The sequence below is a fragment of the Paenibacillus sp. 2RAB27 genome, from assembly GCF_052115445.1.
Lineage (GTDB): Bacteria > Bacillota > Bacilli > Paenibacillales > NBRC-103111 > Paenibacillus_E.
The window spans coordinates 143678-170459 of record NZ_JBFRGR010000002.1; the positions used below are offsets into that span (position 1 = coordinate 143678).

Annotated in this window: 22 protein-coding genes; 2 read left to right on the forward strand and 20 right to left on the reverse strand. The window is 43.0% G+C overall.

Going from position 1 to position 26782, the window contains the following annotated elements; translation table 11 throughout:
• Positions 1-3: 3 nt before the first annotated feature.
• The 6 genes from AB4114_RS03485 to AB4114_RS03510 all read right to left on the reverse strand — a co-directional run bounded on the left by AB4114_RS03485 (position 4) and on the right by AB4114_RS03510 (position 8039).
• The gene (locus AB4114_RS03485) at positions 4-1809 is read right to left on the reverse strand and encodes a cache domain-containing sensor histidine kinase (RefSeq protein ID WP_441987153.1); all 1806 of its coding nucleotides are present in this window, start codon (positions 1807-1809) and stop codon (positions 4-6) included.
• 8 nt (positions 1810-1817) lie between these two features.
• Positions 1818-3254 carry a response regulator transcription factor gene (locus AB4114_RS03490; protein ID WP_441987154.1) on the reverse strand — a complete coding sequence of 479 codons (1437 nt, stop codon included), beginning with the start codon at positions 3252-3254 and terminating at the stop codon, positions 1818-1820.
• A 153-nt stretch (positions 3255-3407) separates the two neighbouring features.
• A complete protein-coding gene (locus tag AB4114_RS03495) occupies positions 3408-5000 on the reverse strand; it encodes an extracellular solute-binding protein (protein ID WP_441987155.1) in 1593 nt (530 codons plus the stop codon).
• Positions 5001-5131: 131 nt separating this feature from the next.
• On the reverse strand, positions 5132-6004 hold the full coding sequence (locus AB4114_RS03500) for a carbohydrate ABC transporter permease (RefSeq protein WP_441987156.1): 873 nt from the start codon (positions 6002-6004) through the stop codon (positions 5132-5134).
• Between the two features lie 14 nt (positions 6005-6018).
• On the reverse strand, positions 6019-6936 hold the full coding sequence (locus AB4114_RS03505) for an ABC transporter permease (RefSeq protein WP_441987466.1): 918 nt from the start codon (positions 6934-6936) through the stop codon (positions 6019-6021).
• A gap of 209 nt (positions 6937-7145) precedes the next feature.
• Positions 7146-8039, reverse strand: a complete 894-nt coding sequence (locus AB4114_RS03510) for an AraC family transcriptional regulator (RefSeq protein ID WP_441987157.1) — start codon at positions 8037-8039, stop codon at positions 7146-7148.
• A 148-nt stretch (positions 8040-8187) separates the two neighbouring features.
• Between AB4114_RS03510 and AB4114_RS03515 the strand changes: the two genes are divergently transcribed.
• Positions 8188-10896, forward strand: coding sequence for an MGH1-like glycoside hydrolase domain-containing protein (locus AB4114_RS03515; RefSeq protein WP_441987158.1), 2709 nt, complete (start codon positions 8188-8190; stop codon positions 10894-10896).
• Positions 10897-10968: 72 nt separating this feature from the next.
• Here AB4114_RS03515 and AB4114_RS03520 read toward each other — a convergent pair whose 3' ends face one another.
• Both AB4114_RS03520 and AB4114_RS03525 read right to left on the reverse strand, forming a co-directional pair.
• On the reverse strand, positions 10969-11388 hold the full coding sequence (locus AB4114_RS03520) for an NUDIX hydrolase (protein WP_441987159.1): 420 nt from the start codon (positions 11386-11388) through the stop codon (positions 10969-10971).
• Between the two features lie 18 nt (positions 11389-11406).
• The gene (locus AB4114_RS03525) at positions 11407-11742 is read right to left on the reverse strand and encodes a hypothetical protein (protein ID WP_441987160.1); all 336 of its coding nucleotides are present in this window, start codon (positions 11740-11742) and stop codon (positions 11407-11409) included.
• Between the two features lie 528 nt (positions 11743-12270).
• Between AB4114_RS03525 and AB4114_RS03530 the strand changes: the two genes are divergently transcribed.
• On the forward strand, positions 12271-13620 hold the full coding sequence (locus AB4114_RS03530; protein WP_441987161.1) for an MATE family efflux transporter: 1350 nt from the start codon (positions 12271-12273) through the stop codon (positions 13618-13620).
• Between the two features lie 142 nt (positions 13621-13762).
• On the opposite strand, the gene AB4114_RS03535 is transcribed toward AB4114_RS03530, so the two are convergent.
• The 12 genes from AB4114_RS03535 to AB4114_RS03590 all read right to left on the reverse strand — a co-directional run bounded on the left by AB4114_RS03535 (position 13763) and on the right by AB4114_RS03590 (position 26771).
• Positions 13763-14284 carry a TetR/AcrR family transcriptional regulator gene (locus tag AB4114_RS03535; RefSeq protein WP_441987162.1) on the reverse strand — a complete coding sequence of 174 codons (522 nt, stop codon included), beginning with the start codon at positions 14282-14284 and terminating at the stop codon, positions 13763-13765.
• A gap of 125 nt (positions 14285-14409) precedes the next feature.
• On the reverse strand, positions 14410-14964 hold the full coding sequence (locus AB4114_RS03540) for an SRPBCC family protein (RefSeq protein WP_441987163.1): 555 nt from the start codon (positions 14962-14964) through the stop codon (positions 14410-14412).
• 79 nt (positions 14965-15043) lie between these two features.
• The gene (locus AB4114_RS03545) at positions 15044-16513 is read right to left on the reverse strand and encodes a multicopper oxidase family protein (protein WP_441987164.1); all 1470 of its coding nucleotides are present in this window, start codon (positions 16511-16513) and stop codon (positions 15044-15046) included.
• A gap of 6 nt (positions 16514-16519) precedes the next feature.
• Positions 16520-17995 carry an MFS transporter gene (locus AB4114_RS03550; RefSeq protein WP_441987165.1) on the reverse strand — a complete coding sequence of 492 codons (1476 nt, stop codon included), beginning with the start codon at positions 17993-17995 and terminating at the stop codon, positions 16520-16522.
• An 85-nt stretch (positions 17996-18080) separates the two neighbouring features.
• Positions 18081-18638 (reverse strand): NAD(P)H-dependent oxidoreductase, encoded by a 558-nt coding sequence (locus tag AB4114_RS03555; protein WP_441987166.1) that lies wholly within the window; start codon positions 18636-18638, stop codon positions 18081-18083.
• 33 nt (positions 18639-18671) lie between these two features.
• Positions 18672-19652, reverse strand: a complete 981-nt coding sequence (locus AB4114_RS03560) for an NAD-dependent epimerase/dehydratase family protein (RefSeq protein WP_441987167.1) — start codon at positions 19650-19652, stop codon at positions 18672-18674.
• Positions 19653-19863: 211 nt separating this feature from the next.
• Positions 19864-20166 carry a hypothetical protein gene (locus AB4114_RS03565; protein ID WP_441987168.1) on the reverse strand — a complete coding sequence of 101 codons (303 nt, stop codon included), beginning with the start codon at positions 20164-20166 and terminating at the stop codon, positions 19864-19866.
• Positions 20167-20249: 83 nt separating this feature from the next.
• Positions 20250-20741, reverse strand: coding sequence for a shikimate kinase (locus AB4114_RS03570; RefSeq protein WP_441987169.1), 492 nt, complete (start codon positions 20739-20741; stop codon positions 20250-20252).
• Positions 20742-20821: 80 nt separating this feature from the next.
• A complete protein-coding gene (locus AB4114_RS03575; RefSeq protein WP_441987170.1) occupies positions 20822-21232 on the reverse strand; it encodes a GNAT family N-acetyltransferase in 411 nt (136 codons plus the stop codon).
• Positions 21233-21306: 74 nt separating this feature from the next.
• Positions 21307-22203 carry an AraC family transcriptional regulator gene (locus AB4114_RS03580; RefSeq protein ID WP_441987171.1) on the reverse strand — a complete coding sequence of 299 codons (897 nt, stop codon included), beginning with the start codon at positions 22201-22203 and terminating at the stop codon, positions 21307-21309.
• 1049 nt (positions 22204-23252) lie between these two features.
• The gene (locus tag AB4114_RS03585) at positions 23253-25202 is read right to left on the reverse strand and encodes a PAS domain S-box protein (protein WP_441987172.1); all 1950 of its coding nucleotides are present in this window, start codon (positions 25200-25202) and stop codon (positions 23253-23255) included.
• 117 nt (positions 25203-25319) lie between these two features.
• A complete protein-coding gene (locus AB4114_RS03590; protein WP_441987173.1) occupies positions 25320-26771 on the reverse strand; it encodes a glycoside hydrolase family 88 protein in 1452 nt (483 codons plus the stop codon).
• Positions 26772-26782: the final 11 nt, after the last annotated feature.

Below are 26782 nucleotides of genomic sequence, written 5' to 3' on the forward strand. Positions count from 1 at the left end.
CCCTCACATACACGGAATCTTAACAATCACCGTCGTACCGTAACCAATCTCACTTTCGATCCCTACCCCATAACCTTCTCCAAACAGCAGTTGAATCCTGTTATTTATATTGGAAATCCCGATACTGTTCCCAACAAAGCTATTTTCCACTCTCTCCGAAAAGGCCATATTTAGTTTCGCTTTCAGGCTTTCGAGCTCATCTTTACCGATCCCTTTTCCAGAATCCCATATTTGAAAACAGACATCACCATTCGCATCTAGATGCCCACTCACCCGAAGTGTTCCGCCGGCATCCATACTTTCAAGTCCATGATAGACGGAGTTTTCAACAATGGGCTGCAAGATCATTTTAGGTGTCTTCATTTCTAGAATCTTTTCATCCACATTTATATCCATATCAAACTTGTTTTCATAGCGAATTGAGATAATTTTCAGATACGCTTGGATACATTGAATTTCTTCACTGATCATCACAAGATCGTCTTTTTTTATACTATATCGAAAAATCTTTGACATGGATGAAGTAATCAGCGCTATTTCTTTGCTGCCGTATTCAAGCCCGATACTGCTTATGCAATTTAATGTATTATAAAGGAAATGCGGATTTATTTGACTTTGTAAGGCAGAGAATTCAGCCTGTTTTTTGCTGAGCTCAGACTCATATAAACTTGCCTGAGTATGGAAAATATTGCTTGTCATCTCTTCCATTTTGTCAATCATGCTATTGATATCATAGGCCAACACGCCGACTTCATTCGTTGAACGTACCTTAACTCTAAAGCCTACATCTCTTTTACCAATTTTCTTCATATCTGCGATAAGCCCCATGACCGGCCGCGTCAGATTATTCAAGAAAAAATATCCTAGAATAAGCATACTCAGAATGATACCAATTCCTGCTATGATACTAATGTTTTTAATGGCATACATGTCTGTTGTCAACTCTTGCACTGGAATAATACTTACAATACGCCAGCCGTCAGCCTGCTGCAAATCTTTTTCCTGGACGATTACTTCTTCATCATTAATTGTCGTTTTTACCCCATTAGTTAAACGGTTCCGATCTACGGAAAGGATATCCTCGTACAAAATACCGCGGAAATTTGCATTATTGGATACAATAACCTCATTTTGGCTATTTAGAATGTACAACGTAGAGTTAGGCGTTAATTCCGTATTCTGAACAAGCTCCTTCAACTTTTCCGTGTTCACCATAATGGAACAATAGCCTGTCCTCTGAGAGAATTGAACCCCGCCAATCGATTCAATAATGGGTGCTATATAAAAGAAATATTCGCTTCCTGTTTTTTCGTCTTTTAGAAGGGTTGTAAACTGTCCTGTTTCAACAGAATCCCTATCATTTTTGTAGGTGCTAACAAATTCTTCGTATTGTTTCGAATAAAAAATATCACCGTTTCCAGTACTATGGACTCGTCGTCCTTGATTATCATTAATAACAATGCCATTCACATAGGAATTAAAGGATCTCATATATTCCATAAGTTCAATTACATATGTACCTATATCAAAACTCCGCTTATAATCATCATCAGCGATCGTAAATTCTTGTATCTTTTTATTATCAACAGCTATTTTGGTACTAACTTTTATATCATTAAAAACGGAATTTATCTTTTGGCTTGTTTGTTCAATGATCTTATTCCCATAATTCGCAGCTCTGTTCTGCGTCAGATTATAGAAACTATTATAGGAATAAAACTCCATTATTGAGAAAATGATAACCGAAAATAAAAATATAAGTAATATCTGATGCTTTAGTTTCAGTCTACTAATCTGCAAATTCCTCACTCCGACCCTCAACTCTTTCTGAACTTCGTAGGCGTAATCCCACTTTGTTTCTTAAATACTTTGTTGAAATAATAGTAATCCATATAGCCTACTTTTGCTGCAATTTCATCAATGGACAATTCGGTATGTTTCAAAAGCTCACAAGCTTTCTTGATCCTCAAATCAGTGACATATTCTGAAAAAGTTTTACCCAAATTCTTCTTAAATAGTTGGCAACAATAGACTTGATTGATTAAAAACTTCACAGATAAATCTTTAAGGTAAAGCTCGCTCTGAAAATTAGTGTCGATGTATTTCACCATTTGGGCAAAATAGGAGTTTTTATCCCCTTCATTCCCAGATTGATAGTTCAGTTGCTTTATGTACGTCATAATGTCAAATAAAAAACTGCACAATGACTCAAAGGTTTCAAAACGCTCCTTCAGTTCAGAGTAATTCAGGAAATCAAGTTCCATGTCTTTTAGCTCTTCGTAGTAACTGCCAACCAAGCTACTCACCACTTGATTCCATAAATAAACGACCTCTCCCATCCCTAACTTATTGTGATCAAAGAAATATAGGAGTCTATCCATAATGTCGTCCATTTCTTCAAACTTTTTCTCTTGAATAATAGAGCAAATACCATCTATATACGGCTTAACCAAATTAAGCTTTTGTTCATATTCAAAAATACCATTGGCTTCATTTAAAAATACGGTTGACGCTGCGATATCTGCTTCTTTAATAAGCTTGGCCATATGGTCATACTGGTTAGAAATGCTACTGATTCCTACCGTTTTTATATCTAAGTCAATGAATACGGCTGAATCGAAACTAACATCCAAATCCGTTCTGTTGTCACTTTTGAGAATATATAAAGTTTTTCTTGATCCTAAATTAACTTCCAATGTAGGTTTAAAATTGAAAGCACTTATGTCAAGATCATGCTTTTTCTCACCATTTGAATACATGATAAATACACGGAAGTAGTCGTCCGTTGATTGATCAAATAACTGAGTTAAACGATTCAATTCACTTTTATCCGATGAGGTTAGTGCCTCTAAGATCTGATTATTTTTCATACTTCTCTTAGTAGAAAAATGCAACGCCAGTTTCTCTATTAATGGATCTGCCATCTCAATATCTAAAGGTTTTAGGCAATAATCCAGCGCACCATACCTTAGGGCTTCCTGCGCATATGCAAACTCCGCGAAACCGCTTACAACAACAAAGTCTACATCCAATCCCATGTCTTTGGTCTTTCTCATAAGATCAAGGCCAGAAATCTCAGGCATTCTTATGTCTGTAAAAACCAAATCAGGACGATCCTCACAGATAAAATCAAATGCTTTATGGACACTGGTAAATTGGCCTATAATTTCAAACCCGTATTTCGTCCAGTTAAATGCGTTTCGTATTCCTTTTATCGCCCATGGTTCGTCATCTACAATAATAACACGATTCATAAGTGCCCCCTGTGTCAGCTTCATTGATCGTTATAAAATTTTAACTCTTTGGTAGCGAGATAACAAGTTGACTTCTGTAGACGTTTCACAATAAGAGCCTATGGATATAACGCCGTTATGTCCATAGGCTTTGTACGCTATAAAGCAAATTTATTATTTCTTAGTTGTTTGCATAGCCCTGTAGATCTTCACATTCTCATCCATAACGGCCTGCCCGCCTGCTGCCATATATTCTGCAACGAGCTTATCGTACAAACTATCGAATTCTGCTGGCTTACAGACAATTAGCTTATCCGTCATTTGTTTGTTCATATCCCCAAGCGTTTTGCCAAACTTAATATTGGATTCACTTGGTGTATCAAAGAAGTAACTTGTATACGTATCAGTCGTATTTATTTTGTAGGATTGTTCTGTAATAGCTTCGAGTCCCGGAGTCGATGATGCTAATGCTTTGATATTCTTCTGCTGATCGCCAAGTTCCACGCCATTTACAATCAAGGTATAATCAAGATTTAAATTGGAGGTTTGCATATTATCACCTGTTTGATTGATGATCTGTGGAATGCCATCGACCATCTTATGATTAACCCCTTCTTGACCGTATTGCAGGAAGAATAATACTTTAGGGTCAGACATCCAGTTTAGATATTTAATGGCCAATTCTGCATTTTTACTGCTCTTAGGGATAAACACATTCACGCCATTTTCATTGTACGCAATTTTCTTGTATTTCCCTTCGTAATTCTTGAACGCATCGATGGGTACAAAGCTTGCACTAGGCACATTTGCTTTCAAAGGCACACTGATATTTTGACGTAATGGATAATCCCAGTTTGCACTGAAGAATCCGACTTTACCGTTGGTCACATCTGCATCCGCTTGCTTTGCTGTTTTATCTAACGCAAAATCAGGGCTGATTAATTTTTCATTGTAGAGCTTGTTGAGAAACTTGAGTGCATCCTTATTTCCAGGTCTTATCCAGCCCGGAGCTGTAACGAATTCTTCCTCTGTTTGTTTCTCCCAGTAAGATTCAAATAAATTTCCAGTGTTATAATTAAAACCTGTTGCTGCCAACCCCCATGGAATAACACCACTCACGCCACCAGGATTTTTATCTCGGAACGCAATTAGCGTATTATATAACTCATCCCTCGTAGTAGGAATCGGCATTCCTAATTTATCTAGCCAATCCTTTCTAATAAACATACCACCCCATGCCAGCGAAGTTCTTTTAGCAGGGATCGCCATCTGTTTACCGTTGAAGAGTCCATAAGAAAGAACCGTTTTACCTAGATAATTCGTTAGTTCCTTACCTTGCTTGGCTAACAAATCATCCAACTGAAGGATACCATTCACCTTAGCGTATCTTGAGACGGTCGGGCTGTCATAAGTAAATGAAATATCTGGCGCCTCATTGGCTGCCATCAATACATTAAGCTTATCAATTTCCTGGTTCCTAGGAACTGGTATAAATTTAACAATAGCATTATTTTGCTTGCCAAAATTATCATTGATATACCTTGTCCACGTATTATTGTTCAGATCAGGCTGTCCCTGAATTCCTCTGTCAAATACTTCAACGGTTAGTGTTGTTGGTGGTCCTGAAGGCTTTGCAGATGCCGCTTCTGTTGCAGTCGCCGCTGACGTTGCTTTACTTTCATTTTTATTATCGCTGCCACATCCGACTAATCCACTTGTTAGCAGCGTCAAGACTGGTAATATAACGAACATTTTTTTAATTTTCATTGTTCAACCTCACCTTTATCTCATAGTCATTTCGAATAGCGTTCACATAATGATCTAATCCTAGCTGATCGGTAACAGAATCACCACCTTTCATGCTTTTCAAGAAACAACTTGCTTGAACAACCTATTTCTCAGCCTTTAATGGCCCCCGTCATGACACCTTCAACAAAGTATTTTTGAAGTTTAGGGTAAACCACTAAGATAGGAACTGTGGCAAACATGACACTTGCAGCTTTCAATGATTCTGGAACAATATAAGCACCAATACTACCTTCACCTTGCTGGGTGTCTAACTGTTGATTCGCCGTAATGATTTGGTACAGCTTTAATTGCATGGGATACAAATTCTTATCGGTTATATAAAAGAGTGCATCTTGGAATCCATTCCATCTATCTACCGCGTAGAAGAGGCTTAAAGTTGCGATCGACGGCAAAGAAAGCGGGAGAACAATTCGAAAAAGTATCCCTAGCTCATTACAACCATCAATAGATGCCGATTCTTCCAAGCTTTCTGGAAGTGATGAGAAAAATGTTTTTAGAATTATCAAATTGAACACACTCATCGCACCAGGCAAAAGCAAGCTCCATACGGAATTCATCATGCCTAAATTTTTCACCAACATATAACTTGGTATTAATCCACCGCTAAAATACATCGTAATGACCAAAATCGATAGAAAAAAGCTTCTTCCCTTCAATCTCTTCTTTGTAAGCGGATATGCAGCACATATCGTTAAAAACATACAAATGAGTGTATATACAATGGTAAGCACAATAGAATACCCCAGCGTATAGATCATTTCTACATCACTTAAGATCGTTTTATAGGTCTCGAGTGTGAATTCTACCGGCCAAAGTGTTACCTTCTGTGAAACAATGGCACTATTGGAACTCAGAGAAAGCGCAATCATATATAGAAATGGGACGAGACAGGTAATGGATACGCCTATGATGAATACGATAATAACTAGATCAACGAAGTTAGTTTTCTGCTTCCTCTTCAACAAACTCACACTCCCTACCAAATTCCCTGCTCACCAATTTTTTTGGCAATAAAATTCGCTGTCACTAAAAACACTAACCCTACAACCGATTGAAACAATCCAACAGCTGTTGCTTGCGAGAAATCCCCTGACCCAATTCCGATACGATATACAAATGTACTGATGACATCGGAGTATTCACTTACCAAAGAATTCCCCATGACAAAAGGCCGATCAAACCCAATAGAGAGCATTCTTCCAATTTGCAAAATAAGCAAAATAATAATGGTCGGCTTTATTCCAGGCAAAGTAATATGCCATATTTTACGAAGTCTGCTGCACCCATCCATATCGGCAGCCTCATATAACTCCTTATTGATGCCAATGATGGATGCTAAGTAGATGATTGTACCCCATCCTGCACTTTGCCACACCCCAACCGCTAGATACATGATTAGCCAGTTGGTTTTTTGTGAAAGAAACTCCATGTGACCAATACCAAGGCTAGATAAGACGCTATTTGCCATTCCACCTGAAGAAAACATCAGGTAGACCATACCGCCAATAATGACCCAGGATAAAAAGTGCGGTAAATAGAGAATGGTTTGCGTCACTTTTTTAAATCTGACATGCCGAATTTCATTCAATAAAATGGCAAGTACAATGGGTGCCGGAAAACCTGCTACCAAATCTAGAAAGTTTAAAACAAGTGTGTTCTTAAGCGCACGGTAAAAACTACTTTGTTCAAAAATGAATTTGAATACGTCAAGCCCAACCCATTCGCTCCCGCTAATTCCTTCGAAAATGTTATAATCCTGAAATGCCATCACTACACCGTATATTGGCGCATATTTAAAAATGAATAAGTAAGCCATTGGTAATAGTAAGAGCACATATAGTAGAAAATCTCTTTTTAAATAATATACGATACTGTTCTTTCTTCTTAGATTCATGTTGTCCTGATACTTCCCTAAAACCGCTTTCAACTATATCATCCCTCCCACTACAAATCGGATATCTCATGTAAAAAATTATACTCGCCTGAATTTTTAATAAAATGTATTAATTTAAATTAATTTTGTAATAAATTAACTTTTGAATTAAAAAAAACGTCAAACAGCCCCCACCATGCTGGGGGCTATTATATATGTAAAGGCATTATTCACATTTTTTGGTGATTCCTTCTCTCAACAAACTGTCTCGGGCTGCAGCCGAAATGCCTTTTAAACAACTGATAAAACTGGGCAGGGCTTGTAAAGCCGACTCTACCGCTTATTTCTGTTACCGAACATGTCTCTGTCAACAGGAGCTGTTCCGCTCGTTTCATTCTACGCATTTGCACATAGGACGTAAACGTCATACCCATTCCTTTCTTAAACAGCTTGGCAAAATAACTACTGTTATAGTTCAACTTGCTGCTGATATCAGTAATCTGGCAAGGCGATTCTAACAGCTGTTCAATATAGGCTAACGCTGGACGCAATTTCACGGCTAGTTGATGATCCATCGGTTCAATGATCTGTTCATCATCAATTTGAATCAGCGTGTACAGGAGTTTTTTCAAATTAGCATTTACGGCAAACTCGTAGCCTCTCCCTTTAACCGTTATTTCTCGAAGCATCTGATTAAGGAGCTCATGGATGAGTTGAATGCTTAACGGATATTTCCTCAGCGCGTCATTCAGCCGTGTTAAATTGGCTGATCTACCGGTAAAAGCTGCCTGATAGGTCAGCAACGAAGGGTCCAAGAAAGCGGACATATCCACATGGCAAACGATGTAGATCAATTGAGATTGTACGTATTTGTGAGATCGGTGAAGCTCGTTCGAGCCTAACATCACCACATCGCCGGCTTGCAATGTGTATGTTTGCTGTGTTGTCTCAATGGTCATCGTGCCCTTCAGAACTGTGATCCACTCTACTTCTTCATGGTAGTGCCAGGGACCGTATTGAATGGACACTTGGATTGGATGTCGAATGGTCCATATTTTCATCCTGAAATTCGGGTCTGCATAATCGACTTGTTCGTTATCGTAAGCGGTCAAATTCACTGCCATATTGTTATTGTCCTTTCTTCCATGTACTCCTGCTATCATATCACGAATGTCCGTTTTCAAGACAAAATGATCCGCTATCAAGAGGCTTTTAGCCTTCAATTATTTTAAAATAAAGAGAATACAACATCTGTAAAAGGAGCGATGATCCATGCATGAATTTGAGAACCTCCCCACTGACCATGACCTAAGACTGCCTGCTTGGGGACCTTACACCAAACAATATATGGGTATTTCCCATATTAATGATCAATCGAGAGGTGTGCGCTTTGATCTAAGTTTAATGCCGGGCTTCTATCGAAGAAAAATAGATATTCCCAGTGTCCTTTGGGAATCCGGCTATCATCCGTGGGAAGCTACGCCAGATTACAGCTTCTTTGCCCATCGTCACGAACTGGAATGGAAAGATCGTGTCTACGCGGATATTTCCTTCAGTCGGATCGACGATCAGAGCCGTCTCATCCGCGCTGCTTTGGCCAATCAGACGGAGCATCCGCAGAATCTAGTGCTGCACTGGATGGCTTCCCTTCAGCCGCCTCGGCTCCCGGGACACGGTGAAGTACATGTATTCACTGATGCACAGCTTCCTGAAGACGCCAAGTGGGTGGATGCGCTAGATTACAGCGAATTGACTTTCGCACAACCGCGACCATCCGATGGATTGGTCTATGACGGATTTATACGTGGAGAGATTCGTGGACAGCATTTTACAGGCGGATCGGCAATCGGATGCCAATTCGGAGGGGATGCTGAAGACATGCTGCGTTATGAGACGACTCTCACAACACCCTTACAGGATGGTAAGTTACTGTTACGCTATCAAGCGGCGCAAGGTGGAGAACTTGAGATTGGGCTTGGGCATCAGCGATATCGCCTTTCTTTGGAGCCGTCCAATACATTAATCATAGCAGAGCTTCCCGTGGGAATACTTGCTGCTGGCAAAGTCACTATTAGCATGCATACTTCGGGCTCAAGTCCAATGATCATTGATGGATTCACACTTATTGAGCGCAGCGCATGCAAAGATGTCACTTTCCTTGATCGACCTTGGCAGATTGAGCCTGAATTACTTGCAGGTCCTGTTCCGAGCAGTCTTATTCTTCGTTATCCGGACAGTCCATGTTTTTATGGCCTTCTGTGGGACTATTCAGATGCCCAGATTCGACAGTTCAGAAATGATGAGCTGGATCGCTATGCCCGCCATACCGTGCATAATCATGTCGATGACATTTTGCAAGGAAATGGAAAGGGACACTACACCAATGTGTTTATGCGCCCCATTCATTTGATCCCAGGTTCCTCTATGATTCTTCACGGTATGGTTTGCTCTGGGACTTACGAAGAAGTGCATGGCTGCATGTCCAACTTTACACTTGACTATGATAAATGCGAGTCTATCTACCAAGCTGAACGTACTAAGTTGAATCCGCCTCCTTCCTATCCATCCGGTGATCGCTATGCGTTCAGCCAGCAACTCATGCGTGCCACTCTGCTAACGAATACCGTCTATCCCGTCTATACGAAACGTACATACATAAGGCACAGCACGCCTGGCCGATGGTGGGATTCGCTGTATACGTGGGATTCCGGATTTATTGGACTTGGCTTCTCCGATATCGATACTCGGCGAGCACTGGATTGCTTGAATGCTTATATGACGGAGCCAGGTGACTCTCAAACCGCCTTCATTCATCACGGCAGCCCCGTACCTGTGCAGCATTATGTGTTCCAGGAGTTGTGGAATCGCGGACAATCTCCTGACTTTCTGCAACATTTTTACCCGCGATTGCGGCAATATTACTTGTTTTTAGCTGGAAAGACCAGCAGTTCAACGACCAATACACTACGTACCGGCCTATTGAAAACATGGGATTATTTCTATAACTCAGGGGGCTGGGACGACTATCCACCACAAAAATACGTGCATGAGCACAACTTGGAAGCTGCAGTTGCTCCTATCATTACAACGAGTCAAGCGATTCGAATCGCCAAAATTCTTAAGATGGCGGCGGCAATGTCTGATGATTGGCAAATGGATATTCGGGGATACGAGGAGGATATTCGGCTATGGAGCGGTGCGTTGGAAGCCCACGCATGGGATGAACAAGCCGGTTATTACGGCTATGTTGTACATAATCAGCAGGGCGATTCTGAGGGCCATCTGTATCATGCTTCTGGGGCTAATTATAATATGGGGATGGATGGCCTCTACCCGTTGGTTGCTGGTGTCTGTGATCGCGATCGTGCAAACCGTTTAATTACTGTACTGTTCGATGATGGCCGCTTCTGGACACCAATTGGCTTATCAACTGTTGACCAAAGCGCACCTTATTATCGAGCGGATGGTTATTGGAACGGTGCGGTCTGGATGCCGCATCAGTGGTTTTTCTGGAAAACAATGCTCGACTTAGGTCGGCCAGACTATGCTTTCCGCATAGCCAATACCGCTCTAGAATGTTGGAAACGTGAGACCGAGGCTACTTACAACTGTTATGAACATTTTATCGTACAGACAGGACGTGGCGCAGGATGGCATCATTTCGGCGGTTTATCGGCTCCAGTCATCAATTGGTTCGCTTCCTATTATCAACTAGGCAAAGTTACTATTGGATTCAACGTGTGGATGCTGCAACAACAATTCAATGAAGAATTCACGGAATATCGTGCGGAATTTCACTATGCTGGGGAAGCTGAACAGCCATTTAGCATGCTGGTCAATCTAACTGAGGGAGTATCGTATATGGTTGTTGGTACGGGTTGTAACGTACAAAGCTCGCTTCAAACCAGCGGAGGATTGGCATTGATCATAATTGACTGCTTGCCACGTGCGGAGATATCGATTCAACCTGTTGAATGGTAATGAAATAATAGTCATAAGAAGGGCTCCCGAGGATTGTCTCTCCCGCATCAGTCCTCGGGATTATCCCCCGACTTACAGCGGAATTTCTGAAAAGTCCACACAAAACGGATGATTCTCTTCATTTAAACAATATTCTATGCGCTGCCTGAAATTTAGAAAAGTCACCATCTCTAAGGCTTTTTCAATTGGGAAGAAGCCTACTTCAAGAGACTCAGAACTCGTTGTCAACTCTCCTCCGATCGGTCTACCTAAGAACATCGTGTTACAAATATTCTGAGTGACATTTTGAAAAATACCACAAAATTTGGTTACCTCGATATCAATTCCACTCTCTTCCTTAGTTTCCCTAATCGCTGCATCTTTTAACGATTCGCCTTCTTCAACCACGCCTCCGGGCATTTCCCAACCTCGTTCGGGGCCTTTGATTAATAAAATTTCGTTACGCTCATTAAGTACAATTGCTGCTGCAGAAAGAAAATGTTTTGGCGTCATCTAAGTGACCTCCTCTTTTTATCTATGTCGAGACCTACCATCCCTAATCATCAAAATACCCGAAATCAGATACATAACTGAAGTAATTCCAAACATTTTAAACAAACTTGGTGTCATTGCGGTATATAGGCTTATAGGAAGTGACCAAACAAATGCTATTAACATAAGTGATGGCCTTCTAATAACGGACCCTAACAATGCTACACTTGCTGGAATAAAAAGCGTAAATAAAGTAATGACCAAAACGTCATTCTCGACATGCTCATGGGTGTATGGATTGAACAAAGCGAATATTATCCAAAGGAACATAGAAGCAATAGAAGCGAGTAAACCAATGAGCTTCGTTATTTTCATTCCCATTCCCTCCACGATAACACCTCGTTGTTAGACTTCATTTAAGTATTGGTCTATCCTACGATTATTCTTTATAATCAGACACTTCATCTTATCCTGACGGAACATATCCAAAATCTTTGGTTTACTCTTCATTTCGAATCCCGCATTCCATTCAAACATTTTTATGAAAATTTGATACGCTCCAAATGGTTGCATACATTCCACTTCAAAGCTCCAGGAAGTTCAATCCGTTGCAATTCTCCAGGTTTATTTCGTGTCTGAACCACAATTTGGATGGATCCATTAAAGGTTTTTTCAATAATTGCACGAGAATTAACTAAAAACATCCGTCATCACAGCACCTTTCTTTTTCTACTATTTAAATTTCTAGATTATCCCAGCAATCCCTCCCTAACCAGCAATCGATTACGAATTCCCATCAATTTAAGCATTCATTTGTGCAAATTTCGCAATGAAAACGATTTCGTTATACCTCAAAATAAAGAAGAGATCCATATCGAGGACTATCGAAGGAGTTCCATCCCCATGACGAATCCTAAAAAGTTAAGTTTGTTTGCTATTACATGGCCTTTATTTATTGAATCGTCACTTCTCGTGTTTATGCGAACCTCTGATACGTTCATCGTCAGTCATGTGTCGGATGAAGCCGTCGCCGCGGTTGGCGTCAGCAACCAGCTTATAATCTTTTTATTCTTACTGCTTCAAGTCGTTTCAACCGGTTCGGCCATCGTCATTTCTCAATATTTGGGCGCGAATAAAGTTAGAGATGTAAAGAAGTTTGCCGCTGGAGCTATTTCGATTAATTGTATTTTCGGCTTCTTCATTAGCGTATGTATCGTTTGTTTCAGCAAGCAGCTGCTGCAACCCTTCGGCTTGGAACCTGCGACATTAGAGCAAGCGCGCATATTTTTATCAATCGTGGGATGTTCCTTATTTATTCAAGCCATCAATCTGACCATTTCGGCCATCACACAGGTGCATGGTTATACGAGATATACAATGATAGTCAGTTTGGGAATCAATCTCGTCAATTTGACCGGCAGTATTTTATTTATTTTCGGTCCTTTCGGCTTTCCTAAGCTCGGTATACCAGGTGTCGCCATATCAGCTGTATTCAGCCAATTGCTCGGACTGGTTATCTATAGCATGATTTTAACGAAAATCGTTCGATTGAACTTATCCTTTCGTGACTTTTATAAAGCAAGATTTGCTGAAATAAAAAAGATCTTATCAATCGGTATTCCCACAGCGGGAAGCCAGCTCATATACGCAATTAGCCAATTGATGACGACCTATTTTATCACTCAACTCGGTGCTGAGATGCTTTCCACTCGGATTTACACACAAAATATCATGACGTTCATCATGGTGCTGGCCATTTCCTTGGGACGTGGAACGCAAATCATCATTGGTCGATTGGTGGGTGCAGGAGAAAAGGAAGAGGCCTACAAGCAATTGTTTCGTAGTTTGATACTTAGTTTATTTCTATCACTTGCCGCGGTTACGTTGACCGTGTTGTTCAGAAAACAGCTGATCGGTATGTTCACGGACAACGTCGAAATTATCACATTAGGTGCATTTTTATTGACCTACGGTTTCCTTTTAGAACCTGTACGCTGTTTGAATATTGTCATTGGAGAAGCTCTTCGAGCTGCTGGTGACGCGAGATTTCTACTCTTTGTCGGCTCAAGTGTCATATTGGGACTGTGTGTCCCGCTAACGTATTGGATAGGTGTCCATCTGGGGTACGGGTTGGCAGGGATGTGGTGCGTGTTCATCATGGACGAAGGGTTGAGAGGACTTCTGTTATTATTGCGCTGGCGGAGCAGAGCATGGGAGAAGAAAGTGTTGGTGAGTAGAGAGGAAATGGCTTAATTGGGGCTGAAAATAGAGGGCTGCCGCGGTCCTCATGATATACAAAAAAAGGGGCTTCTCCCTCCTTCAATGGACGAGAATCCCCCGTGATACCACCTTAATTCTTGTTACCTGACAATGATCGCACGACTAACCCCTTTCATCATATATCCATCAGTTCGGGCATAGCCAGCGCTACTGAAATATTGCACAGCACACCCCGGGCCAAGAACAACATCGTTCTTTCCTCGGCATTCGGAATGTTAGCTGCACGGAAAGCGTCCAAAACCATTCGACGTACTTCCCCAAATCCATGGCGCATCGCTTCCTGGATCGAATCTTCACGAATTGTCTGCGCCTGCATTTGGAGAAGAACTTCATTTTGATTCATGTCCAGGATATCCACATATGCCTGAATTAGATCGGACTCCAATTGTTCTGCTGGTGCAGATTCCACGACCTTACGGAAGGAATCAATCACTCGCGTCCAAGAAACCTCCAGAGCGTTCAGCAACAATGCTTCCTTTGTTGAGAAAAATTTAAAAATATAAGGTTGTGAAATTTTGGCCCTTTCTGCAACCTGTGCAGTTGTTGCACGGTAAAACCCGATTTCCGCAAACACCTCGATAGCCGCCGATATAATGTCCGCTTTTCGATTAACTATGGTTGTATCCATTTTTGCCATCAGAATGCAGCCTCCTTACACCGTTAGTGATTCATCAATAATTATATCATGTAAAATAGTATCAAAACAATGCTACTGTTCGAACAGATTAATACTTACGTAGTCGATCAAACTGCGGCACACGATCATTCGTTTGCAGCCTCGGCAGTTGTTTTTAGCGCGGCGAGCCAAGCGGTGAGTGAGGAAGTAAGTGCCGCACGCATTCCTTCAGGATCGGCAGCAACAGGAGGACCGTCCCATGACTCAGTGGTGTGCACGACGACTCCGTTGGGGGACGCTTTGAATTCCCACACGTGTACGCCGTCAATGCCGAGTGCTGGGCCTCCCCAGACAATGCGGCGCATAGGGTCTACCTCGCGAATTGTGGAGACAACGGGCAGCTCGTGAGTTACCCAGTTGAAAGAGCTGCCCGCTGCGAGTGGACCGGACATCTGCGCCTGGGTGATGTCTTTCTGCCAGGTAGGCCACTGGTCGATACCTGTCTGTAGCCGCCATACGGTCTGCAGAGGAGCGTCGATAACGATGGACAGGTCAACAATAACCTGAGCGTTGCGATCCACATCGAAGTTGCTCCACTTGGATTTATCCGTTGTTGTTCTATAAATGACCCCTGCAATTAAAATTGATATTAATAAAATAGTGCTGATAAATGCGGTTAACTTAAATGATTTTTTCGACATGTTACATCTCCTTATAAATTAATTTCATTGTTTTTTCCAAAGAATCACTATAACCTCTCAATCAGCGTGCTGCCAATTCTCATAGATCGGGAAGGTTGCCTGACTTGGTTCCAACTCTATATGGCGTAGAGATTCCCACATAGTTCATCATCATGGTCATCCCCATCGAGGCATGCCCGAGATTATGACAATGCGCCATCCATAAGCCTGGATTATCGGCAATCAGCTGCACCTCGAAGGTTTCGCCATCTTTCAACAGAAGCGTATCCAGAGAGACGGGGCTGCCCTTCAATGGAATTCCGTTTTTGCTAAGCACGCGGAAGGTATGGCCGTGGGTATGGAACGGATGATCACCGCCTCCTTCATTGACGAGCGTAATATTCACGCGCTCTCCCTCCTTCACGTTCATGGGAGGGATTTCGTGGAACGAACGGCCATTTATCGTTTTGACGAAGAGGGATTGGCCAAGCCTTAGTTCGAAGCTGCGGTCAGGCACGTTCTTGCTGCTAGGATCGTCCTGCAGCGGGGTGCCATAATCGACGAACGAGAACATCGCCCCGCCTTCCGTCGGTTCCGGTTCGCTGCCACTGCCGATCGTAATCGACAGACCTTTAGCCGTTTGATTTCTTACGATGACCTTACTTGATTCGGGAAGCTTGATGAGCAGATCGTAGCGTTGGCCGGCTCCTACAGGAATATTCGTGCCTTTCAAGAGGCCGGGTTCATGTAAATCGTGACCGTCCATCGCAATAACTTGGAAGGGCGCTCCGTCGACCGAGAAGTTCAACGTTTCATTGTCTCCATTGGTTAGCCTCAACCTTACTTGTTCGCCTGCTTTACCAGGCACGTTCAGTCCTTTAGCGCTGCCGTTCAATAGCATACTAGAATCTAAACGTTGATAAAGTGCTGTTACTTCCTTCACAGAAGAGAGAGAAGCAGACTTATCAAGGGGATCGACGATAATCGAGCCAAGGAGGCCCTTCTTCGCCTGAATCGAGCTCATCTGATGGGAATGATACCAATAAGTACCTGGCGCCGACGCGACAAAAGTATACGTAAACTGTTCCCCGGACTGCACAGCGTCCTGCGTCACCCCCGCAACGCCATCCTGCGAGCAAGGAACATTAATCCCGTGCCAGTGAAGCGTAACGCCATCCTCGATGTCCTTGTTGTGGAGCGTAACGACGACGCGATCGCCTTCTGTGACGCGAAGCTCAGGACCCGGAGAAGTGCTGTTGAAGGTCCATGCATCGACCGCTTTTCCATTATCCAGCTGCAAAACCGTCTTTGCTGCCGTCAGATCGAACTTGCGGGTCGATCCTGAAGTCTCTTTGGCCACAAACGAGCCACAAGAAACGCCTGTCACAGCATGCATATGCATGCCAGTTTCGGAATTCGTGCCTGAGCTATGCTCATGGTTGGCCATATTGACCTCTATCGGTTTCTGAAGCCTCATTTGCCAGAAATACATGCTCATCATCACACCGATTAGGAGTAGCAAAGGGACTCCCAAATAGTACAAACGTTTAGAGCTTTTCTTCTTAACCATGGCTGATCACCCTCTAACTCGTTTAGTAATTGATTCATCAATATCATCATGACTTAATAAGGAAGGCCGAACTACCTGCAGGACAATAACCGCGCCTATGATGGCGAATGCCGCCGCTCCGAGGAACACCCAAGCGAAACCACTAGTCAACGCTTGCGGCTCGGCTATTCCATTACTCAATAAATCTCTTGTTCTGGTCGACGAGATGGTTGCTAATACAGCAAGCCCAATAGCACCACCGATTTGCTGGCTCGTATTGACTAGTCCGCTGGCCATACCAGCTTCGCTGTCGTCCACTCCATGGACCGATAACTCCGTCCCAGCGACGAAAGCTCCTCCCAATCCGATTCCGATCACGACACTAGGTCCAAGCAAATGTGCGGCAAACGATGCATCACTTGGCGCCAAAGACAGCCAGATTAAACCTGCGGCGAGCAAAAGTAACGAAGAGGCAAGCGTGCGTCGCGTTCCGAACTTCTTAACAAGTGCCGGTACGGCTCCCGCTATCACAACCAGCGCTCCAGCGAGCGGAAGCTGCGTAAGTCCCGCCTTCATTGCGTCATAGTGAAGCACCTGCTGCATATAGACCGAGAGTGCGAAGAATAGTCCAGTTGTCGCACCTCCGATAAGGAACATTGCGAGATTACCGCCTAGTACAGATTTGTTACGAAAAATGCCAAGCGGCACGAGCGGGTTTGCCGCACGTCGCTCAATGCGTACAAACGCGGCGAGCAGCATGAGCGATACACCTGCAAGCGTCAACGTTAGTGGCGATGTCCAACCCACTCGTTCGATTTCAGAGAGAGCGAATACTAAGGTTACGATGGCGGCGGTAACCGCGGTTGCACCCGGCATATCCAAACTTGCACGTTCGCCTCGCTTATCTTTGGCAATGAGAAACGGTGTTGCAAGGATAACCAATAAGCCTACAGGAACATTCACATAGAACACGGATGACCACCCGAAAGAAGAAGTCAGCACCCCACCGAGTAATACGCCCGCGGCGCTACCAATTCCAGCAACCGCTCCCCAGATGCCAAGTGCCTTCGCCCGATCCTGCGGATCCATGAAAAGCTTGGTGAGAAGAGCTAGAGCCGCGGGAGCGAGAAGAGCTGCCGAAGCACCTTGCACCGCTCTTGAAGTCAACAGCCACGCTCCCGAGTTCGCGAATCCAGCTGCTGCAGAAGCGACCGCGAATCCAGCAACTCCAGCCATAAATAACCTGCGATGTCCGTACCTATCGGAAAGTCTCCCGCCCAGAAGCAGCAACCCTCCGAACGGCAATACGTAAGCTGTGATCACCCAACTAAGCGTAGAAGTATCCAGGTGAAGTTCCGCCCCCAACGACGGAAGAGCAATATTTACGATGGATGCATCCAGTACGACAAGGAATTGTGCAAGCGCAAGTGCGATAAGCGCCCACCAACGATAGGGGATTGCTCGCGATGACGTTGACATTTGTTGAGACTTGGAATTCATCATACTTCCCTCCTTTTTTGTTATTGATTGATTAATAACTATTTACTAAAAAATTTACTTATGCCTTTTCTCACGTATCCGACGATTTTCACATCATTTTCGAAAGCTGAGCGAGCCAAGATTTCCTTTCCGCAGCGGTCGAAGCATGCATTGAATCGAATACGAGATGATGAGTCACTTCGAGGCCGCAATACGTGAGAATTCCTTCATCTATCGTAAGCCGCAGAGCATTCCCCATGCCGCTTGCTTCGTATTCTTCTTGAGACTTATCTTGCGTATGGATGATCGTCGCTTTCATTCCCGCAAGTAACCCAGTTTTAATTCCTTTGTCATACTTGTAGGCGAATCCGTACGAAAATACGCGGTCTATATACCCTTTCAGCATCGCAGGTATTCCCGTCCACCATAACGGATATATGAACACGATATGATCCGCCCACGATACATAGGCTTGTTCACGAACAATATCCTCTCCCACCCCACCGAGCATTTCGCTTGCGCCAAGGGCGGGCTGGAAACCCATGCCATATAAATCCCGAACGATAACCGCTTCCCCTTCCTGTAGATAATTATTCGTGACCGCGTCCAAAATCGCATGATTGAAGCTACTCTTTCTTGGATGTGTATAGATGATTAAATGATTCATATGATGCCTCCCGAAATTTCATTTAGTGATTGATCAATTACTTGGAATCGAAAGAGATTCATTCTTTTTCTGCAACTCGTGAACTGTAACCGTGATTCCATCTTCAAAGGACGTTGCACGCACCGGACCAATCAACCGCTCGTATTTATCTCCGCTCAAGACAAGCGGCTCTTCTGTCAAATAAAGCATCTCCACAATCTCCTTCATTACGGGTACAGCCATTCCGAGCAGGGACAGTCCAACTCTTCCCAGTGGTATGACTGACTTCGCGCTACCACTTGCACGCTGGGCAATTTGCACGATTTCATTGCCCGAGATCAAGCCCGCGCCAGGAATATGCCAGTTCTGCCCATAGGCGTCATCCCTGCGCGCAAGCTCCGCGATCATGAATGCCGCGTCCGGTAAATAGACGAACTCGCGGGGAACACGCATATTACCTATAAAAAAGGCCATCTTGCCCGCTGCGATAGCAGCAAGTGTCGAACCCAGATACGAAGCCTCGTTGGCCGTTGGACCGTAATAATCAGGCAAGCGGACGATCATAACCTTAGCCCGGTTATACCGTATATCGAATAACATCTTCTCGTACGCGAGTCTGGTCTTCCCCTTCTTCGTATGCGGCTGCTTCGGATGCTCCTCCGTCGCTCGAACCATCTGTCTTCTTCCATAGGGATAGATGCCGTCAATCACGACTATTTTAATGCTCAGCCGATCAGCGGCCTCCATCAAGGATTCGCCTAGAGGAATTAGCTTAGTAACCATCTCGTTATATGGTACGTTAGCGCAGTGGAACATGACGTCCGCACCTCCCGCAGCAGTGACGATATCATCTGGACGAAAAGCATCACCTACAGCAATCGTCAAATGCTCGGCATAACCCAATCTAGCCCGAAGATCCTCCAATTTCTGGCGAGATCGCCCGAAAGCCACCGTCTGAATTCCTCGCTTGACCAGCTCTTCCACAACCGAAGCACCCGTGCCACCCGTTGCTCCTACTACAATTGCTTTTTCCATAGGAATCACCTCTTTTTTATATTTGTAATTGATCAATCACTAACTTAAAACCAATATACCATGTAGTTATTGATCAGTCAATAACAATAATTGAAGCAGTCCTCTTATTTTGATACATGTCCAGAAAATCTACATTAGACTGCTTGAGAAAAGGCAACCAATCCACCTGGACTGACTGCCTTTCATATTTTTATTGAATTCTCGTTTCTCGTTACCAAAGCTTGAATCTGAGCAAATGATCGGTCAAATGCTCTTTCTTTAAGATTTCAATCTGCTTGTTCCCTATTAGATCGTAATGTGGATATTCTTCACGAAAATGTATGTAAGCTGGATTTAAACCATTCGCCAAGCACCATTCCTTCAATCGTTCTAGATCACAGCAGCCCACCTTCGTGATCGTCTTCACTCCTGGAAAACGAGGCTCTACCCAATAATGCGTCAAAAAGGCAATTTTTCCCTGTGAGCATTTGCTTTTCCATTCATTCAGTTCATGTCTGGATATTCCGAAAGCCATGTCATCAATCTCCTAATCGGTGCAGCTTAGCTGTAAGCATGTGCCAAGAGGCAGCCAACTATTCTAGCGGCAGCCTCATTTTTTTATGTATATCGTTCTATAATTTCGCTAACACATTGTTCTATATTCTTATTTGAGCAATTCAGGATAAAATCACTGTATTGAATATATAAAGGAACTCTTTCCTCGTAAACATCCTCAAGGCTATTTCCTTTCTTTATAACAATGCCTCTAGTTGTTACATTTATTAGTCTCCGCTGAATTTCTTCATATGGGACATGTAAATAAATAATCTGACCATCCTGTTTAAGAATATTCATAGCCTTTTCTGAATATATAACACTTCCACCCGTAGATATAATGCAATTTTTTAGTTGCAATTCAGACACAGTGCTTTCTTCGATTTCCAAAAATTTCTGGATACCATCATTATCAATGATATCTTGTAACAACCTTCCTTCATGTTGTTGTATAACAATATCTGTATCCACGAAATCCATTTCTAAAGCTTTTGCAAGCAAAACACCTAAGGTGCTCTTACCAGCTCCAGACATTCCTATAAGAACTATATTCATTTAATTCCTCACTATTATTATTGAGATTGGCTACGTTAATCCATTCGGCAATCTTCATAAATATTCCTTCAATAAGTTGATTACATAATTTTTTTAGTAAGAATGATTTCTAACGGCTCGTTTTCAAGTAACAAACAGCCTGAATCCCGATAACCTAATTTTCTGTAGAAGTGTTGTGCCTCTTCATTAGCCAAAGTAGAAGTCATTACCAATTTAAAACCCATATGTTTCATTTTTTCTTCCCAATATAGAACTACTTGCTTACCTATACCCTGACCTCGATTTTGTTCATCAACCCATATCATATTCATGAATGGTGTGTTGTCCCAGAAATACCCGTACCTCATCCATCCGATATTATTTTCATTTTCGTCTCGAAGAATATATATTTCATTTCTCTTAATTTTGTGCAGTAGTAAGCTCTGTAGAATGTGATGGTCACGTTCTTTTAAATATCCATAGTCAGAATTAGTTGCAATAGCAATTTCCATTTCTTTTCACTCCTTATGTACTATCTGCAAGGCAAGTTTAAAAAAACCTCCAGTTTGGGTTGATCCTTTCATTATTAGGAAATCTTTCTTACCGCGAACCACAATTCAACGTAGTTAAGTCCATCTCTGCCTCCATAGACTTCGAATTCCAACCCTTCCACCTGCTCGTATCCCGCCGTTGGCAGCCATTCCGAATAGAAGCGGCGGTAAAGCGACTCGATGGAATCGTTAAATTGATTCCATGTAAACAGTTCGGATGGGAATATAGCCCAAGTGTGTGAAGGGATCGTGATTTCTAAATATCCATCTGTTTTACTGGAATAGCTCTTGAATGAACATAGCATATATGGAAACGTATCTTTTTCGGTTTTTCGATAGCTGCAAACTGCATGTACTTTAAATAAATCCTTGCTCAGTTCTACAGGCAATTCCCCCGCATTGTCAGCAAGTCTCTCTACCTCGCCGTTGGCGTGGCATTGTTTCCAAAATCCCCCAGGGGTAGTCAATCCTTCCCCACTTCCACTAGTTTGAAAAACTCTTTCAATGCCAAATACTTGGAATGCTTCTTTGGTCTCGATCCGATAATTCATCGCTTCAGCACCTTTGATTGAGATAAGGAAGGAAAGCCGAGGATAGGCTTTCAAAGCGACGCCTTCTTGACGGGCCATAGCCGGATTAACACGATGCATCGATTGAAAAGCTCTTGCGAAAGAAACCGGTGAATCATAGCCGTATTTAAGGGCAATCTCAATCACTTTCGCATTGCTATTTAATAAATCAATCGCTGCCAGAGTAAGCCTTCTGCGCCGTATATATTCCGCCAATGTTACATCCGTAATGAAGGAAAATAGTCTTTGAAACTGATGCGAGGAACAGCAAGCTTGACTTGCTATCTCCGATAGGTCAATTTCTCCAGATATATTCATTTCGATATAATCTATTGCCCGATTCATCCTCGTAAGCCAATCCATTCCTTTCCCTCCTCTCAATCGAAGTATAAAGTAACATCGACTTCGTATCGCAACTTTTTATGCACAAGTAAGTTAGTCCATCATTTCATAAGGTACCATTATCCCTAGGATTCCAGCCCTGTCTAATTACCATTACAACTTTGTTATTGAACGGCTCAATATATGGGGAATTTACCCATAATCCATTAATGATGAACGGTTAAAGTAAGAATCCCCTCGTTTATTCTCCGTCTTTTAGTGCTATTTTTGAATACAGAAACTATTTTCAGTTCTTTAAATCATTGAAATTATCTATAAAATAACCAACTGATTAAATATGAAGTCAATACCTCCAGGACCGCTAACCTCGATATATTCCTCATCTCCAATTGCAACTGGATCAAACGGATCAAAAACTAATATCAAGTTTAGATGCCTCCCTAAACCTTTAATTTTATATTACCATATATTGGAGCTAATCTGCCCGTAAGAAAAGGCGGCGTGCGACGAGCGACCGGGACTTTCCTTGCGCACAATATTTGTGCGCTAGCGTGCGACGAGCGACCGGGATACTTTTCTAGCGCACAATTTTTGTGCGCTAGCGTGCGGTGACCGACCGCCATACTTCTCTTGCGAACAATATTTGTGCGCTAGCGTGCGATGACCGACCGCCATACTTCTCTTGCGCACAATATTTGTGCGCTAGCGTGCGACGAGCGACCGCCATACTTCTCTTGCGCACAATATTTGTGCGCTAGCGTGCGACGACAGACCGCCATACTTCTCTTGCCACAATATTTGTGCGCTAGCTTACGATGACCGACCGCCATACTTCTCTTGCGCACAATATTTGTGCGCTAGTGTGCGACGAGCGACCGGGATACTTTCCTTGCGCTTTACTTCCTATTATTTTGAGAAAAGGCTGCCAATCATGCTGGCAGCCTCATCTTGGTTCTCTATGTAACTCTCGTTTTGAAGCAACAAATCCAATAACGCAGACTTATAGCAGTAGCCAAAGCATGAATATAGTGTCATACGTATATCAACTAACTCCCATGAATTGTTACTATCTAATATATAAATTTCATCTTCTCATATTTATCAATGACATCTGCTATCACGTTAATGCAGATCGGCTTGCTGATGTAGGCATCCATACCTTCAGACAGATATTTCTCACTGTCACCTTTAATAGCGTGAGCTGTCACTGCCACAATGTACGGGCGTTTCTTACCGTTTAACATGTCATTAATTAATTTCGTCGCCGTTAATCCGTCCATCCAAGGCATTTGAATATCCATAAAGATGATATCATAAGGATAACGCTTAACTGCTTCCACCGCTTCTTTGCCGTTATGTACTAAGGTCGTTTTGTGCCCGAGTTTCTCTAACATTTTCTTTATCACAACTTGATTCACTTCATTGTCTTCAGCAATCAAGATTTTCAAGGATTGTTCCGTTGAATTTTCGACAATGTCATCAGGTTGGGGCCACATATCATAGTGTGATGAGTCTGCTTGATTCGATTGGACCCCCAAGTTCGCCGTGAACAGGAAAGTTGATCCTGTTTGATCTTTGGATGATTCATGCCAGATTTCACCGTCCATAAGCTCAACAAGCTTTTTACAGATAGCTAATCCTAAGCCGGTCCCCTCTGTTCGCCGAGTCATAAAGTGATCAACTTGATAAAAGGGATCAAATAAATGACCTACTTGTTCCTTCGGTACGCCGATACCTGTATCCTTGATGGCAAATTGAAGACGTACTGAATTCTGTTCTTGCGACACAGGTTCAACACTGATCGAAATCGCTCCGTTCGGCGTGAACTTTATGGCATTGCTGAGTAAATTCATCAAAACTTGTCTCAACTTCGTAATATCACCATGAACCAAGTCAGGAACCTTAGGCGATATCAATGTCGTGATCTCCAAATTTTTCTCATGAGCTTTAGACATGACCAAATTAAGCGTTTCTGATAAAATATCTCTCACATTCAAAGGTTCTTCCATTAATTCGGCTTTGCCGGATTCGATTTTGGAGAAGTCCAGAATATCGTTGATAATCATAAGCAGCGTAGCGCCACTCTTTTTAATAATTTGAACATATTCAATCTGCTCTTCATCCAATTCGGTCTCTAGTAGCACATCCGTCATACCGATAACCCCGTTCATAGGCGTACGGATTTCATGACTCATCATGGCCAAAAACTCGCTTTTGGCTTTATTCGTCTTTTCGGCGGCTTCTTTCTCAATAATCAACTTCTTCTGCTCCGTCATGTCTTTCGCTATAATGTAAAAGCCCTTCGTCTGGGTCTGGATGATGATTGGAGCTAGCGTTACCAACACTTCAACTGAATAACCATCCTTGTGTTGAATCAACGTGATTTCTTTTTCAACTCTTTCGATTTCTACATGATCGTTTAAAGCTAGAAGCAAATTCGTTGAATTTTTTTCACCGATTAGTTTGGACATTCCACTGCCGATTAACTCTTCAATGAGATATCCGGTCATGTGTTGTACCATATTATTGCCATTGATAATAATGCCGTCCAAACCAAAAGAAATAATAGCATCGTGGTTGTATTTCTTTAGCGACGTATACCGCTCAATACTTTCTTGCAGCTTTAGCTCTGCTAGCTTGTTCTTGGTTACATCGATAAATTGAGTAATATAGTATAAAGGCTTCCCGTCATTCTTATCACGAACTAATGAAACATAGACGGAGGTCCAAACGATATGGCCATTTTTATTATAGTACCGATTTTCTAATTCAAATGAAGGAATTACGCCATCCAATAATTCTGTTAGTAAACCTCTGGTATTGTTCTTATCATCAGGATGTCGAATATCATCTGGCGTAAAGTTCATGAATTCTTCTTTCGAATAGCCGAAAATATGGCAAACCGCAGGGTTAACATTCATCCATTTGCGATCCAGAGAGATTAAAGCGATCCCAATCGGTGCATTTATATATAAATGCTCAAATAAAGCTTCAGGGTCAAATAACTTTAGATCCTGCATCAACGTATTCCTCCTTTTGAATTAACGCGATAGCAGCCTCTTCCTTTTCCCTTGGCAGCTACTCCTATATTACCATAAAAGGAGTAGCTGTCCGTTAGCTTAATCTATCTAGGTTTCCTAGTACCTCGTATACGCATAAAGTTGCGCCCACAGGCCTAGTCCCATTTGCGATTGTACACGATATCCGCTCTGTTGCAACGCCATTCCTCCTGCGTTATGTTGGGCAATGCCTGTCAAAATACCATCAGGCGTCAAATATGTAGATAGCTCCAGGAAATTATGCCGGGCCAGCGTCATGTACTCGTTCGGCAACAATTGACGACTAGCAGCCAATGCAAATGCAGCCGAAATCCCTGCTGATCCCGAAGTATCAATGCCTGTCGTGGCATCATCCAGGAAGCAAGACCACAATCCGTCAGGCTGCCTCCACGCTACGGCCACCTGAGCAATGCGAATAATTTCAGCCTCTAACTCAGCCATTCCTGCCAGATTCGCGAATTGAGAATCATTCAGCTCGATGCAAGTTTTGACTAAACCTAGGCAATACCAAGCAAAAGCCCTCGCCCAGCTGCGAAATGTATGTTCTTGTGATTTCCGATGATAGCGCAGGAACACATGCTGCTCGCGTGCCAGGCAATCTCGTCGTAGCAGGATCTGCGCAATAGCTTGCTCCGCCATATCTTGACGGTTAAATTGCCTCGCTATTACGGCAAGCGGGTACGCCACTGTATATGAGCCTTCTGCTGTGACCATGTCCTCATCAATGACAGCGCCACCGTTCCTGCGACCTGCAGCTTCAAAAAATTCAAGCGCTTTGAGAATCACAGGATGATCCCTGCGGTATTTGGCAATGACTGCCAGTGGCAGGGTTGCTTCAATCGTTGTAAACGTACCGTCAGCCTGTTGTCCGTGCAAGTCCTCATAGAGCAAATCTCCCTGCTCGTTAAAAAACTGGCTGAAATGCAAATCCAAGATGGGATTCACTCGCTCTTCCCCCAGAATCGGCTGTAAACTGTGCAGCCCATCCAACACACATCCCTCCATCCACCCGAAAGGTTGTAACGAGGATAGTGAGAGCATCGTATTCAAAGCTTCATCGACACGTGAATCTGGTTCTCCTATCAACAAGTGTGGAGCGAATAGCACACGTTCCGTCACATCATCATGTGCATCAAATACCCAAAGCGGCTCCTTGCCACCTATGAGCTCAAGTCGCACTCCCTCATTTAGCACGGCTGCAGTCTGTTCCTCCGTTAGCAGAAGCTCAAAGGGCTGAAATACATAGGCATACCGAATATCTATGACTCCAATCCGTTCATTGGATTGACACAAGATTACATCAACATTCTGGGCATCCCGATAATCTAATGCGATTGAGATCCGCAAACGACTGCCTTGTCCTGCTGCTTGCTTTAACTGATCCTCTTGCAGGTGCCATGTCAAGGTTAGTTGCTCCTGACCTTCTCCCAAGTGTACCGCACGCCACCCTCTTGCAATCTGTTTTCCCTCAGGCAGTAGAGTCTTAGACTCGCTGATAACGAGCGCCGGATAATAATGAACCTGTCTCATCTTCCATCCCG